This window comes from Viridibacillus arvi, from assembly GCF_001274945.1.
Taxonomy (GTDB): domain Bacteria; phylum Bacillota; class Bacilli; order Bacillales_A; family Planococcaceae; genus Viridibacillus; species Viridibacillus arvi.
Genome location: NZ_LILB01000001.1, coordinates 1,513,816 through 1,527,880, shown reverse-complemented (window position 1 = coordinate 1,527,880; position 14,065 = coordinate 1,513,816). Strand labels below are relative to the sequence as shown.

Here is a 14,065-nt window from a genome sequence, read left to right as displayed (position 1 = left end):
ATGGAAGCATATATTTTAAACGGTTCTAGAACAGCATTTGGAACATTTGGAGGCTCATTTAAAAACACTAGTGATATAGACTTAGCGGTAGCAACAGTTAAAGAAACGATAAAACGTAGTGGAGTAGAGGTAGAATCTATAGACGAAATTATTTTTGGAAATATTATTCATACAACGAGTAATTCCGCATATTTAGCAAGACATATTGGGTTAAAGAGCGGGATGACGGAGTATTCAACAGCATTGACAGTTAATCGTCTATGTGGCTCTGGTCTACAGGCAATAGTTTCTGCTGCGCAAAATATTATTTTAGGTGAAACCGATGTAGCTATTGCAGGGGGGACTGAAAATATGAGTTTAGCACCTCATGTATTACGGGGCACTCGTTTTGGTTCTCCTAATAAAGCACCTAAAATTGACGACATGCTTTGGGAGACATTATATGATCAATATGCAGGTTGTGGCATGGGAATGACAGCTGAAAATCTTGCGGATAAGTATGAAATTACTAGAGAAGAACAAGATGCTTTCTCTATGAATTCACACAAAAAGGCAGCTATCGCTCGAGAAAGTGGCCGCTTTGCAGAAGAAATTGTTCCAGTAGTGCTAAAAGGAAAAAAAGGTAAAGAAATTATTATTAATCAAGATGAGCATATTCGTACCGACATTTCTGCTGAAAGATTAGGGGAACTTAGTCCGGCCTTTAAAGAAAATGGAACAGTTACAGCAGGAAATGCCAGTGGTATTAACGATGGTGCTGCTTCTGTTTTAGTTGTATCAAGTGATTACTTAGAAAAGAATAAATTGCAACCATTAGCGAAAATTGTTTCCTGGGGGATAGCTGGTGTAGATCCTAAATACATGGGAATTGGGCCAGTACCAGCAATTCGAAAAGCTTTACAAAAAGCAAAGTTAGAAGTTAGTCATATTGACTTATTTGAATTAAATGAAGCATTTGCAGCGCAGTCTTTAGCTGTCGTTAAAGAACTTGAAATCGATGAAGAAAAGGTAAACGTCAATGGTGGTGCTGTAGCACTAGGCCATCCAGTAGGAGCTAGTGGAGCTCGCATTAGTTATTCGTTAGCAGTTGAAATGAATAAAAGAAATGTTCGATATGGTGTTGCGAGTTTATGTATTGGTGGTGGGCAAGGTATTGCAATTATTTTGGAAAATCCAAACTATTAATTATGGGGGGTTAATTTATGAATGATATTTCACGTATAGAAAAGTCTACTCTTAGAAAAACGATGACTCGAATTTTGCCTTTCGTATTGATTTTATACACAATTGCTTATTTAGATAGAGTTAACTTAGGCTTTGCAGCTTTAGAAATGAATGCTGACTTAGCTTTAAGTGCTGAAGTATTCGGATTGTTGTCAGGCATCTTTTTTATAGGTTATTTCTTCTTTGAAGTTCCAAGTAATATGATTATGCATAAAGTTGGTGCGAAAGTTTGGATTGCTCGAATTATGATTTCCTGGGGGATTTTAGTAATATTAACTGGTTTTGCTCAGAGTGCGACCCATTTATATATTTTAAGATTCTTATTGGGGGTAGCAGAAGCTGGATTCTTCCCAGGCATTATTTTATACCTGACTTATTGGTTCCGCTCTAGAGAACGCGGTAAAGCAACAGCTGTCTTATTATTAGCATTACCGATTGGTGGTTTAATAGGAGCGCCGCTTTCGGCTTGGATTATTGATAATGTTGTTTGGTTTAATCTCCAAGGTTGGCGTTGGATGTTTATTCTTGAGGGAATTCCAGCAATTATATTAGGTGTGGTAGTTGTCTTTTATTTAGTAAATCGACCTAAAGAGGCGAAGTGGTTAACTACTGAGGAGAAGGATTGGCTTGAGGGTGAGTTGAAAGAAGAGCGAAGAGCAAGTGAGAAGGTCAACAAAGTATCTAAGAAAGAGATGCTTAAGGACTCTAAAGTTTGGAAATTAGCATTTTTTTATTTTGCTGGTTATACAGGCATCTATGGTTTGTCTTTCTGGATTCCGACAATAATTAAAAACTTATCGGTTGTAGATACAACTAATATGCAAATCGGTTGGCTTGCAATGATTCCTTCATTAGTAGGGATTCCGGCAATTATTTTTACAGGGTGGAATACGGATCGGACTGATACTTATAAATCACATCTTATTGTATGTTTAATAATTGCAATTTTAGGATTCATAGGATGCGGTTTTGTAACAACACCTCTATCAATGGTTGCAATGCTTACTATTACATCTGCTGGACTTTATGGATTTACTGGTTGTTTCTTTGCTTATATGACATTCTTTTTCACTGAATCAACAGCGCCTGTTGGTATTGCACTTGTAAACTCATTTGCGGCTTTAGGTGGCTTCGTTGGCCCAATGATTCTAGGATCTTTAACGTTAACTTCAGGAATGCTACTCATTGCAGCCTTACTCTTTACAGGCTTATTAACTTTGCTTACTTTAAAACAAGTAAGAGATAATTCAGTTGTTAAAATGGGAGCATTAGAAATAGAGTAAGGGAATTAGAAAATGACTACTGAAATTAATCAATAGTCAGTAGATTGATTTTGAATTATTTCTTTTCTGTTATTTTTATTAAACTCAGCACCATTTTCGAGTAATCAATTTGGTTATCTTAATGGAAGAAACAATATTACAACGACAAATTACAGAAGTATATTTGGTTTACTTTTAATATTATTATCCAATGTGAAATTGCTGACGAGTAACATTTATAAGAGATAGAAAAAGAGTCGTGATAGTATATCCCATCACGACTCTTTTTGGTTTGATAATGTTACTGTCTATTAAGTAAAGTCTAGCTTAGCTGCTAGAACTCTAAATGTTTAGCGATGTAAGCTTTAACATCTGCAATCGGTATACGAACTTGTTCCATTGAGTCACGGTGACGCACTGTTACTTGGCCATCTTCTTCAGAGTCAAAGTCGTAAGTGATACAGAATGGTGTACCAATTTCATCTTGACGACGGTAGCGTTTACCGATTGATTGAGATTCGTCATAATCCACTGGGAATTCTTTACGAAGATCTGCCCAAACATCATTAGCTTGCTCTGCTAATTTTTTTGAAAGTGGTAATACAGCTGCTTTGAAAGGTGCTAAAGCAGGGTGGAAACGAAGAACAGTACGTTTGTCGTCGTTTTCTAATTCTTCCTCGTCATATGCATCACATAAGAATGCTAGTGTTACACGGTCTGCTCCTAATGATGGTTCGATGCAATATGGTACATAGCGTTCGTTTGTCACTGGATCGATATAAGTGAAATCTTCACCTGAATGTTCCATATGACGTTTTAAATCGAAATCTGTACGAGATGCTACGCCCCAAAGTTCTCCCCAACCAAATGGAAATTGGAATTCGATATCTGTTGTAGCATTTGAATAGTGAGAAAGTTCATCGTCTGCGTGATCACGTAGGCGCATGCTGCTTTCAGACATACTTAAGTTTAATAACCAGTTTTTACAGAATTCTTTCCAGTAAGCATGCCATTCTAATTCAGTTCCCGGTTTACAGAAGAACTCAAGTTCCATTTGTTCGAATTCACGTGTACGGAAAGTGAAGTTCCCTGGAGTAATTTCGTTACGGAAAGACTTACCAACTTGTGCAATACCAAATGGTGTACGTTTACGCATTGAACGTTGAACGTTTTTGAAGTTCACGAAAATACCTTGTGCTGTTTCAGGACGTAAGAAAATTTCGTTTGTTGAAGATTCAGTTACGCCTTGGAAAGTTTTGAACATTAAGTTGAATTGGCGGATTTCTGTGAAATCTTGCTCGCCGCAATCTGGGCATTTCACGTCATATTCACTCATAACTTCAGCCATTTTATCTAATGGTAAACCATCTACGATAATTTCTTGGCCTTGTGCTAACGCTGCATCTTCGATTAACTTATCTGCTCGGTGGCGAGATTTACATTTTTTACAGTCCACCATTGGGTCATTGAAGTTACCAACGTGACCAGATGCTACCCAAGTTTTTGGATTCATTAGAATAGCTGCGTCAAGACCAACATTATATTGTGATTCTTGAACGAATTTTTTCCACCATGCTTTTTTTACGTTGTTTTTTAGTTCTACACCAAGTGGACCGTAATCCCAAGTGTTTGCTAATCCTCCGTAGATTTCAGATCCTGGGAATACGAATCCACGATGTTTTGCTAAGCTGACGATATTTTCCATTGATTTTGCCATGAAAATCCCTCCAAAAAGTAATTGAAAATAAGAAAGCACCCGTCTCCGGGCACAATGCCCGGGGACGAGTGCGTAATGACCCGCGGTTCCACCCCGATTGATTAAGAATAAACTTAGTCCTCTTTAAATAAATTAGCTCCCGGCTGCCGTTTCTCATTTCCTGTAGGCTTTCACTTTCCCTACTCGCTATGTTTTGAAATGATACTTATTTTCCGTTCATCGCCTATATGATTTGAACACATTGTAACATGCGTTTCTTTTCTTAGCAATATACAGTGAAATAGTATATACTTATCAAGTATTGAGTATAACACTTTTTGAGGCGGTGAGTCCAATAGAACTCAACAAACGTCAGGAAGAGATCTTAGAAATTGTTAAAGGTAACGGTCCTATAACGGGAGAACAAATTGCTGAGCGTCTTTCACTGACTAGAGCAACACTAAGACCAGATCTAGCCATACTTACAATGGCAGGTTATTTAGATGCTAGACCACGTGTTGGTTATTTTTATTCTGGTAAAAAGACAGGTCAAGCTGTTATAGATAGCATGATGAATATGAAAGTGAAAGATTTTCAATCAATTCCGGTTGTAGTATCTGAGAATATTTCAGTATATGATGCCATCTGTCAGATGTTTCTAGAAGACGTTGGAACACTTTTTGTTGTAGACAAAAACGCTTACTTAACAGGTGTCCTATCAAGGAAAGATTTGCTTCGCACAAGTATTGGAAATCAGGACTTAAATCATATCCCAGTGCATATAATAATGACTAGAATGCCTAATATTGCATTTTGTATGAAATCAGATGGATTGATTCAAGCTGCTCAAAAGCTTATTGAAAGACAAATTGATGCGCTACCTGTCGTCCTTGAACATCCTGATGGCTACGAAGTCATAGGTCGGCTAACAAAAACAAATATTACGCGAGCATTTTTATCGCTTGCGGATAACCATGATTTGTGAGGTGATGCATTCAATGAATAAATTAGCAGTATTTATCGTTTCTGATTCAGTTGGCGAGACAGGAGAACTTGTCACGAAAGCTGCAATCAGTCAATTCAGACCAGGTATGCAAGATACATTTTTGAAGCGATTCCCTCATGTGGAAAGTTTGGAACAGTTAAATGAAATCGTTCATTTAGCTACTGAACAAGGAGCCATCATCGTCTATACACTTGTAAAAGAAGAGATGCGCTCTTATATACAACACTTAAGTGACAATATGATTGTTCCAGCAATTGATTTGATGGGACCACTAATGGGGAAATTGGAAGAAACTTTGAAAATAGAGCCTGTAGAAGAGCCTGGGTTAGTAAGAAAATTAGATGATGATTATTTTAAAAAGATTGAAGCAATTGAATTTGCAGTTAAATATGATGATGGTCGAGACCCTAGAGGCTTATTACTAGCAGACATCGTGTTAGTAGGAGTTTCGCGTACTTCAAAAACACCATTATCGCAGTATTTAGCGCATAAGCGTTTTAAAGTTGCAAACGTACCACTTGTTCCCGAAGTTGAACCACCAGAAGAATTATTTTTAGTGGATTCTCAAAAATGCTTTGGGCTTGTAATTTCACCTGAAAAGTTGAATAATATAAGAAAAGAGCGTTTGATTGCACTTGGGTTAAACGACGGTGCGAATTACGCTAAACTTGATCGAATCAATGAAGAAATCGTACATTTCCGAAAAGTTGTCGATCGAATTGGTTGTCATGTCATTGATGTGACGAACCGTGCAGTAGAAGAAACTGCAAATGATATTCTGCATCGCATTCAATTATCGAAACAATGATATAAGTATGCTAACCGCCCCGTTCTTGGGGAGGTTTTTTTGTGTGTTTTACAAAAAAAGTGATAGATTTTTCAGACAAAATGTTTTATAATAAAAAATTGTGGTAAAAATGTATATAAGCATTTTTACCTTTCCATAATAAAATATAAATTTTTATGTCGAAATATGCAGGACTTTTATATGATTATCTCGAATTCAGTTATTAGCAAGTAAAGATGGTGATGGAATGGCTCAAAGAATACCTGAAGAGATTATTGAACAAATTCGTTCTCAGGCAGATATAGTTGATGTCATCAATGATTATGTGCAATTGACGAAGCGTGGCAGAAACTGGTTTGGTTTATGTCCGTTTCATGGTGAATCGACACCTTCATTTTCTGTATCTACAGATAAACAAATATTCCATTGCTTTGGTTGCGGAGCTGGAGGGAACGCTATTACATTCTTGATGGATATCGATCATATTCCATTTCAAGAGGCGGTCGCTAAGCTAGGTGATCGTGTGGGCGTTCATGTAGAGGTATCAACTTCTGAGGAACAAACGCACCCTATTTCTAAAGAAGAAGGGCGGATGAAAGAAGCTCATGCTTTTGCTGCTGAGTATTATCAGCATCTCCTCCTTAATACGGAGGAAGGGGAAAAAGCTCTTATATATTTGCAACAAAGAGGATTTACGAAGGAACTTATCGAATCTTATGGCATTGGCTGGTCCTTACCTCATTGGGATTCATTGACTCAACTGTTAAAACGAAAGGGTTTCGAGTTAGCAGAAATGGAACAATGTGGACTCATTATTCAAAAGGAAGATGGCTCAGGATGGTTTGACCGCTTCCGGGAAAGAATAATGTTTCCGATCAAAGATGAAGGTGGGAGAATAATCGCTTTCTCAGGAAGGATAATTGATAATACTGGAGAAGACGCCAAGTATTTGAATAGTCCAGAATCACCAATTTTCCATAAAGGGCAAGTCCTTTATAATTTGGATCAAGCTCGACCGGTTATTCGTAAAGAGAGAAAGATTGTATTATTTGAAGGCTTTATGGATGTTCTATCAGGTAAAAAGGCAAATGTTCATAATTCTGTTGCTACAATGGGAACAGCACTTACGATGCAACATTTGAACAAGATAAAACGTCTAGCTGAACGTATCATTGTTTGTTATGACGGAGATAAAGCCGGCTGGGAGGCTGCAAAGCGAGCTGCGGAAATGTTACACGCAGAAAAGATGAAAGTAGATGTGGCAGTACTCCCAACAGGGCTAGATCCGGATGACTATATAAAGCAGTTTGGAGAAGAATCTTTTAAATCTAAGATTATTGAAGAACCACTCAGTTATATAGCATTTATGTTAATGTATGCACGCAGAAATAAAAACTTCCAATTTAATAATGATATATTGCAGTATGTAGATGAAGCCTTGAACTATTTAGTTGGAGGAATCTCACCAATTGAGAAAGAATTATATGTAAAGCAAATATCAACAGAAACGAATATTTCAGAAGACACGCTAAATATGCAACTGCGCCAAAAGGAAGGACAGCTTGCCCAAAACTCAAAAAGGCAAGAGCAGCAACAACAGTCCCCTGCGCCGCAAATGAAGCTCCCTAAAAAGAAAATCACAGCGATAGATCGTGCTGAAAGATTACTTCTAGCACATATGTTACATAACATTGACGTTGTTGATCGTGTACGATTAGCGGAGCAAGAACCATTTGTTAGAGATGACTATTTAGCGGTCTATGTACATCTCATAGGTTTCTATGAAAACCATCAGAAAGCAGATTATCAGCGATTTGCTGAAGTTCTGGAAGATAGTGAATTACGAAAAATTGCAATGGAAGCAGCTTTAGCGGATCGTGATCCAGAGCATCTCGAAGAAGAGATCTCGGATTGCTTGAAACAAGTTCAAAAGTATAAAATTGAGCAGCAAATTCAAGATAAGAATCACGCATTAAAAGAAGCGGAGAAAATGCATGATTTCGGAAGTGCATTAAAGCTTTCACAAGAAGTAATTGATTTAAGAAAATCGTTATCGGCAATGTGATGCGGATTCGGTTGTTGAAGGAGGAAACACCTATGGCAGACAAGTCTAAAAATATTAAACCAGTAGTTGAACATGAACATACTCTAGAAGAAGCAAAAAAACATTTAGTAGATTCAGGTAAAAAGAATGGTGAATTAACTTACCTTGAGATTGCAGACAAACTACAATCCTACGAAATGGAAGCAGACCAAGTAGAAGAATTTATCGAGCAATTAGAATCAAAAGGTATTGAACTTGGTGGTAAAGACGGTGATGAGGAAAATCTTGATCGTCTATTAAAAGGCAATGCAGCTGAAGAGACGTTTGACTTAAATGATTTAAGCGTACCTCCAGGTGTTAAAATTAATGACCCTGTAAGAATGTACCTAAAAGAAATTGGCCGTGTAGATTTATTAAGTGCTAAAGAAGAGATCGCACTTGCTGAACGTATTGAGCAAGGTGATGACGAAGCACGTAAGAGATTAGCTGAAGCCAACTTACGACTTGTAGTAAGTATTGCGAAACGCTATGTTGGTCGTGGTATGCTATTCCTTGATTTAATACAAGAAGGTAATATGGGGCTTATTAAAGCAGTTGAAAAATTTGACTATCGCAAAGGATTCAAATTTAGTACTTATGCAACTTGGTGGATTCGCCAAGCCATTACACGTGCAATTGCTGACCAAGCGAGAACAATTCGTATTCCAGTACACATGGTTGAAACAATTAACAAATTAATTCGTGTACAACGTCAACTTTTACAAGACTTAGGTCGTGAACCATCTCCTGAAGAAATCGGAGAAGAGATGGATTTAACTCCCGAAAAAGTTCGTGAAATCTTGAAAATCGCACAAGAACCAGTTTCTCTTGAAACGCCAATTGGTGAAGAAGATGATTCACACTTAGGAGACTTTATTGAAGACTCAGAAGCACAATCACCATCTGATCATGCAGCGTATGAATTACTAAAAGAACAATTAGAAGATGTACTTGATACATTAACTGATCGTGAAGAAAATGTGTTACGTTTACGTTTTGGTTTAGATGATGGACGTACGCGTACACTTGAAGAAGTAGGGAAAGTATTTGGCGTTACACGTGAACGTATTCGTCAAATCGAAGCGAAGGCACTAAGAAAATTGCGCCATCCATCTCGAAGCAAACGTTTAAAAGATTTCTTAGAATAGTCCTTAAGGCACTCCTTTACAGGGGTGCCTTTTTTATATAAATAAGGTAAAATTATGGATGAAATTGGTTTTTTAGTTGGGGGACTACTAGATGAAGAATCAACGAAAAGAAACAATCCTAAATGAAATCTTATTTTGGAAAGAAAATAACTTATTACCAGAACATTATTGTGATTTTTTATCCACCTTATATGCAGAAGGGGAGGAGCTAGCTACAACTGAACTCGAAATTAGTTCAAAAAATGCTATTCTTTCAAAAGAGCGCTCAAAGAAACAATGGATAATGACCTTATTAGGTGTAAGTACAATCTCCCTACTCGTATTGTTATTTCTAATAAGCGTGAAATTTGTCGTTTTTCCTATTATTATCGTATCTATTGCAATCGTTGGTTTACTATTTTATGTTTTTAAGTTCGCGACACAAAAAGATATTTTAACCACTCTTGCATATACTGCGGCTGCCCTCCTATTACTCGGAATTTCTGTTAGAGTTATGGAAATCTATTTACCCGATAATCCACTAGCGATGCATATTGCAATTATAGCGAATTGCGTCTTATGGTTAGTTTCAGGTATATGGATGAAACTCATCTACTTTATGATTTCAGGAGCGGGTGGATTATTAATTATTTTTACATACATACTTTTCTTCTAAAATTTTCATATTTTCTCGTTAAATGCGTTTTATTCTATGAATATACAATTTGTTTCTGTATAATCTAATGTGTAAGCGTATTCACAAAGGGGAGTGATTGTATGAATTTTGATCTTACATCAGAACAGCAAATGATTCGAAAAACAATGAAGGAGTTTGCTGATGAAGTTGTAGCACCAGGAGCAATTGAACGCGATCGCACGAAAGCTTTTCCAAAGGAGATTTTCAAACAGCTTGCCGACATGGGGATGATGGGCTTGCCGTTTGAAGAAGAGTACGGAGGAGCAGGAGCAGACACAACTAGTTTTGCTATTGTGACTGAAGAGTTGAGCCGAGCATGTGCTTCTACAGGCATTACATATTCCGCTCATATTTCACTCGGGGGAGCTCCACTGCATTTATTTGGTACAAAAGAACAAAAGGAAAAATATTTAACACCTATTTGTACTGGCGAATCATTCGGGGCTTTCGGATTAACAGAACCGAACGCTGGATCTGATGCTGGAGGTACCGAAACACAAGCAAAAGAAGATGGGCAAGATTTTGTGATTAATGGTAGCAAAGTGTATATTACAAATGCTAGCTATGCAAAACATCTAGCATTAACAGCTATAACAGATATAAAAGATGGTAAAAAAGAAATTAGTGCTATTATTGTTCCGACCGATGCAGAAGGTTTTACCGTTTTAGATCGTTACGAAAAAATGGGCTTAAATGCATCCAATACAACCGAACTAATTCTTGAAAATGTACGTGTGCCACAAGAAAATTTACTTGGTAAAAAAGGAAATGGCTTCCGTCAATTTCTTGTCACACTAGATGGTGGACGAATCGGTATTGCAGCTATGGCGGTCGGTATTGCACAAGCTGCTTTCGAGCGAGCGCTCAGTTACTCAAAAGAACGCAAGCAATTCGGTCAAACATTATCATCTTTCCAAGTAACACAATTTAAACTAGCAGATATGGCAATGAAAATAGAATTGGCAAGAAATATGGTATACAAAGCATCTTGGTTAAAAGACGAAGGTAAACCTTTTACAAAAGAGGCAGCAATGGCAAAATTATATGCTTCAGAAATAGCTATGGAAATAGCTGACCAAGCTATTCAAATTCACGGCGGCTACGGCTACATGAAAGAATATGAAGTGGAGCGCTATATGAGAGATGCAAAATTGCTAGAAATTGGAGAAGGAACCTCTGAAGTACAAAGAATGGTAATTGCTCGTCAAATTGGATGTTAATGTGACGAATGTGGCAAATTTGTCACATTCCGCCGAAAAACTCCCCAATAAGTCTTTTCGTTTTCAATAGAATGAAGTACAATATTAAGTGTTGACTGATTCTATTTATTTAGAAATAAAACTGAACTTATGAGGAGTGTTAATTGATGAAAAAGAATCCGATTATTCCGTATATCCTAATTATGGCTTTTGGTATCGGTTTGATTTTCTTCATGTCTCTTGATGGAGCAGACAAAAAAGAAGAAATCGCAAAAGGCGGCGAAGAACCTAAAACTGAAGAAGCAGCAGGTGAATTTGATCCTGAAGCATTCGCAGCTAGCAAGTGTATTTCTTGCCACGGTGAAAACCTAGAAGGCGCTTTTGGACCAAACTTACATGGTACTGGTTTATCAGCTGATGAGGCTAAAGATATTCTTCAAAACGGTAAAGGATCAGGTATGCCTGGTGGTTTAGTACCAGCAGATAACCTTGATGCTATGGCTAAATATATCGCTGATTTGAAATAATTAAATCACTATATATGCAAGAGCCCTTATTCTCCTTAGAGGATAGGGGTTTTTCTATGCAAAAATGCATATTTTCGTTACAATACAACATGAAAGGAGGCTTCTGCCATGAATGCACAAAAACTATCAAAACGACTAGAAACAGTTGCGAAATTCGTTCCACAAGACGCTATTGTCGCAGATATTGGTAGTGATCATGCTTATTTACCTTGCTATCTCGTACATAACAATATCGCAAAGAGCGCTATTGCTGGAGAAGTAGTAAAGGGGCCTTATGATTCAGCATGCCACGAAGTCCAAAAAGAAAAACTAACAAATAAAATTACTGTAAGACTTGCAGACGGCCTTGCAGCTATCGAACCAGGTGACGGCGTTACGGCCATTACAATTGCAGGTATGGGTGGACCATTAATCACGTCCATTTTAGAAAAGCATCCCTTGGCATTAGAAGGGGTAGAGCGCCTAATTCTACAGCCAAATATACACGCAAAAGTCATCCGTGAATGGGCATTACAAAATTGTTGGAAAATTATCGATGAGGTAATCCTATTAGAGGACGAGAAAATTTATGAAATCCTTGTATTAGAACGAGGAGAAATGAATTTAAGCGAACTTGAAAAACTATTAGGTCCAGTATTAAAACAACAACACTCTGACGTCTTCCATACTAAATGGACAAGAGAAGTTGAACAATGGGGACACGTTCGCGAAGCCTTACAAAAAGCTGAGCAAACACCTGAAATCTTGGCAAAATCAGCTGAATTAGCACATCTAATTGAAGAAGTTGGGGAGGTACTGAAGCGATGAAAAAAACCAATGGTCAAGAAATCATTCAGCTGTTCGAAAGTTGGTCTCCAAAAAAATTAGCTGCAATGGACAATGATCCAATCGGTCTTCACGTCGGTAACCTAAACAAACCTGTTACAAAAGTATTAGTAACACTAGATGTCAACGATGTAGTTGTAGATGAAGCTATAGCAGCTGGATGTGAACTGATCATCGCCCATCACCCACCTATTTTCCGAAAGCTCTCAACTCTACGAACTGACACACCACAAGGACAGCTTTTCGAAAAATTAATCAAAAATGATATTGCAGTTTATGCAGCCCACACAAATTTGGATGTTGCAGAAGGCGGTGTAAACGATTTACTTGCTGAAGCGCTAGGCTTACAAAATTATGAGGTACTAGTACCAACATATAGTGAAGAAATGTTTAAGTTAGCAGTCTTCGTGCCAGTCGAACATGCAGATCAACTTCGCGAAACACTTGCTAAAGCTGGAGCAGGACAAATTGGAAACTACGACTCATGTAGCTACACGTTGCAAGGAGAAGGACGTTTCCGAGCACTTGCAGGGGCAACACCTTACACGGGTGAAGTAGGAGAACTACACGTCGAACAAGAAGTGAAAATCGAAGTCGTTGTTCCCAAGTCTATCAAAAGCAAAGTACTTCGCGCGATGCTAAATAGCCATCCTTATGAAGAACCAGCCTATGATGTCATTCCACTAGATACAACAGCAAAAGAAATGGGACTTGGTCGTATAGGTAAACTACCATCATCTATGACACTTAAACAATTTGCTGAGCATGTGAAAGTATCTTTACAAGTTCCTGCTGTTCGAGTAGTAGGAGATCTTTCATCAACTGTTTCGAAAATAGCCGTACTTGGTGGAGATGGTAATAAATACATCCATGCAGCTAAACGTGCTGGAGCAGATGTTTATGTAACGGGTGACATGTATTTCCACGTTGCACAAGATGCAGAAGCAATAGGGCTTCAAATTGTAGACCCCGGCCATCATGTCGAAAGCGTTATGAAGGTAGGCGTAGCCAATAAAATGCAAAACCTATGCCAACTACAAAAATTAAACTGTGAATTTATACCATCTAAAATCTCAACAGAACCATTCCAATTCGTTTGATTTAAAGTTAAAAATGAATAGTAACTCCTGCCCAAGATAGATTTGGCAGGAGTTTTTTTATTACGTGATATTTAGAGGAGAGTGTAGAAAAAGAAATTGCTTGGGAAACGCCAAAAAGGACTCGAGTAAAGCCAAATCTGAAGTGAGTAGTGGTAAAGTCTGTGCGAGTAGCGCCAAAGCCGAAGTGAGTAGCGCTAAAGCCGTCGCGAGCAGCGCTAAAGCCCGTGAGTAGTGCCAAAAGCCGAGTGAGTAGCGCTAAAGCCCGTGAGTAGTGCCAAAAGCTGAGTGAGTAGCGCCAAAGCCGAAGTGAGCAGCGCTAAAGCCGAGTGAGTAGCGCCAAAGTCCATGCGAGTAGCACCAAAAGTCAAGTGAGTAGCGCCAAAGCCGAAGTGAGCAGCGCTAAAGCCGAGTGAGTAGCGCCAAAGTCCATGCGAGTAGCACCAAAAGCCAAGTGAGTAGCGCCAAAGTCGAAGTGAGTAGCGCTAAAGCCCGTGAGTAGTGCCAAAAGCCGAGTGAGTAGCGCTAAAGCCCG

At 38.2% G+C, this 14,065-nt stretch carries 12 protein-coding genes; 11 read left to right on the top strand and 1 reads right to left on the bottom strand.

Annotated elements, in window-relative coordinates:
• Together AMD00_RS07290 and AMD00_RS07285 are read left to right on the top strand one after the other, a co-directional pair.
• A complete protein-coding gene (locus AMD00_RS07290; protein WP_407701112.1) occupies positions 1-1,185 on the top strand; it encodes an acetyl-CoA C-acetyltransferase in 1,185 nt (394 codons plus the stop codon).
• A 17-nt stretch (positions 1,186-1,202) separates the two neighbouring features.
• Complete coding sequence (locus AMD00_RS07285) at positions 1,203-2,507, top strand: MFS transporter (RefSeq protein WP_053416372.1); 1,305 nt, start codon at positions 1,203-1,205, stop codon at positions 2,505-2,507.
• A 313-nt stretch (positions 2,508-2,820) separates the two neighbouring features.
• Here the strand turns inward: AMD00_RS07285 and AMD00_RS07280 are convergent, their stop codons facing one another.
• The gene (locus AMD00_RS07280; RefSeq protein ID WP_053416371.1) at positions 2,821-4,203 is read right to left on the bottom strand and encodes a glycine--tRNA ligase; all 1,383 of its coding nucleotides are present in this window, start codon (positions 4,201-4,203) and stop codon (positions 2,821-2,823) included.
• Between the two features lie 325 nt (positions 4,204-4,528).
• Here AMD00_RS07280 and AMD00_RS07275 point away from each other — a divergent pair, with 325 nt between their 5' ends.
• The 9 genes from AMD00_RS07275 (at position 4,529) to AMD00_RS07235 (ending at position 13,533) form a co-directional block, all read left to right on the top strand.
• Entirely contained in the window at positions 4,529-5,167 is a 639-nt protein-coding gene (locus AMD00_RS07275; protein ID WP_053416370.1) for a helix-turn-helix transcriptional regulator, read from the top strand.
• A 13-nt stretch (positions 5,168-5,180) separates the two neighbouring features.
• Entirely contained in the window at positions 5,181-5,996 is an 816-nt protein-coding gene (locus tag AMD00_RS07270; protein ID WP_053416369.1) for a pyruvate, water dikinase regulatory protein, read from the top strand.
• A 226-nt stretch (positions 5,997-6,222) separates the two neighbouring features.
• A complete protein-coding gene (gene dnaG / locus AMD00_RS07265) occupies positions 6,223-8,040 on the top strand; it encodes a DNA primase (protein ID WP_053416368.1) in 1,818 nt (605 codons plus the stop codon).
• A 32-nt stretch (positions 8,041-8,072) separates the two neighbouring features.
• Complete coding sequence (gene rpoD, locus AMD00_RS07260; protein WP_053416367.1) at positions 8,073-9,206, top strand: RNA polymerase sigma factor RpoD; 1,134 nt, start codon at positions 8,073-8,075, stop codon at positions 9,204-9,206.
• Positions 9,207-9,297: 91 nt separating this feature from the next.
• Complete coding sequence (locus AMD00_RS07255) at positions 9,298-9,861, top strand: hypothetical protein (RefSeq protein WP_053416366.1); 564 nt, start codon at positions 9,298-9,300, stop codon at positions 9,859-9,861.
• Positions 9,862-9,962: 101 nt separating this feature from the next.
• Positions 9,963-11,102, top strand: coding sequence for an acyl-CoA dehydrogenase family protein (locus AMD00_RS07250; protein WP_038186966.1), 1,140 nt, complete (start codon positions 9,963-9,965; stop codon positions 11,100-11,102).
• A 146-nt stretch (positions 11,103-11,248) separates the two neighbouring features.
• On the top strand, positions 11,249-11,608 hold the full coding sequence (cccA, locus tag AMD00_RS07245; RefSeq protein ID WP_053416365.1) for a cytochrome c550: 360 nt from the start codon (positions 11,249-11,251) through the stop codon (positions 11,606-11,608).
• Positions 11,609-11,716: 108 nt separating this feature from the next.
• Positions 11,717-12,415 (top strand): tRNA (adenine(22)-N(1))-methyltransferase, encoded by a 699-nt coding sequence (locus tag AMD00_RS07240; RefSeq protein ID WP_053416364.1) that lies wholly within the window; start codon positions 11,717-11,719, stop codon positions 12,413-12,415.
• Positions 12,412-13,533 (top strand): Nif3-like dinuclear metal center hexameric protein, encoded by a 1,122-nt coding sequence (locus AMD00_RS07235; RefSeq protein ID WP_053416363.1) that lies wholly within the window; start codon positions 12,412-12,414, stop codon positions 13,531-13,533. Before AMD00_RS07240 ends, AMD00_RS07235 begins: the two co-directional genes overlap by 4 nt.
• Positions 13,534-14,065: the final 532 nt, after the last annotated feature.

Bases quoted from the DNA above. Each gene is read 5' to 3' on its own strand.
- AMD00_RS07240 (WP_053416364.1), top strand. From the start codon at position 11,717: ATGAATGCACAAAAACTATCAAAACGACTAGAAACAGTTGCGAAATTC.
- AMD00_RS07255 (WP_053416366.1), top strand. From the start codon at position 9,298: ATGAAGAATCAACGAAAAGAAACAATCCTAAATGAAATCTTATTTTGG.
- rpoD (WP_053416367.1), top strand. From the start codon at position 8,073: ATGGCAGACAAGTCTAAAAATATTAAACCAGTAGTTGAACATGAACAT.
- AMD00_RS07280 (WP_053416371.1), bottom strand. From the start codon at position 4,203: ATGGCAAAATCAATGGAAAATATCGTCAGCTTAGCAAAACATCGTGGA.
- AMD00_RS07270 (WP_053416369.1), top strand. From the start codon at position 5,181: ATGAATAAATTAGCAGTATTTATCGTTTCTGATTCAGTTGGCGAGACA.
- AMD00_RS07235 (WP_053416363.1), top strand. From the start codon at position 12,412: ATGAAAAAAACCAATGGTCAAGAAATCATTCAGCTGTTCGAAAGTTGG.
- AMD00_RS07290 (WP_407701112.1), top strand. From the start codon at position 1: ATGGAAGCATATATTTTAAACGGTTCTAGAACAGCATTTGGAACATTT.
- cccA (WP_053416365.1), top strand. From the start codon at position 11,249: ATGAAAAAGAATCCGATTATTCCGTATATCCTAATTATGGCTTTTGGT.
- dnaG (WP_053416368.1), top strand. From the start codon at position 6,223: ATGGCTCAAAGAATACCTGAAGAGATTATTGAACAAATTCGTTCTCAG.
- AMD00_RS07250 (WP_038186966.1), top strand. From the start codon at position 9,963: ATGAATTTTGATCTTACATCAGAACAGCAAATGATTCGAAAAACAATG.
- AMD00_RS07285 (WP_053416372.1), top strand. From the start codon at position 1,203: ATGAATGATATTTCACGTATAGAAAAGTCTACTCTTAGAAAAACGATG.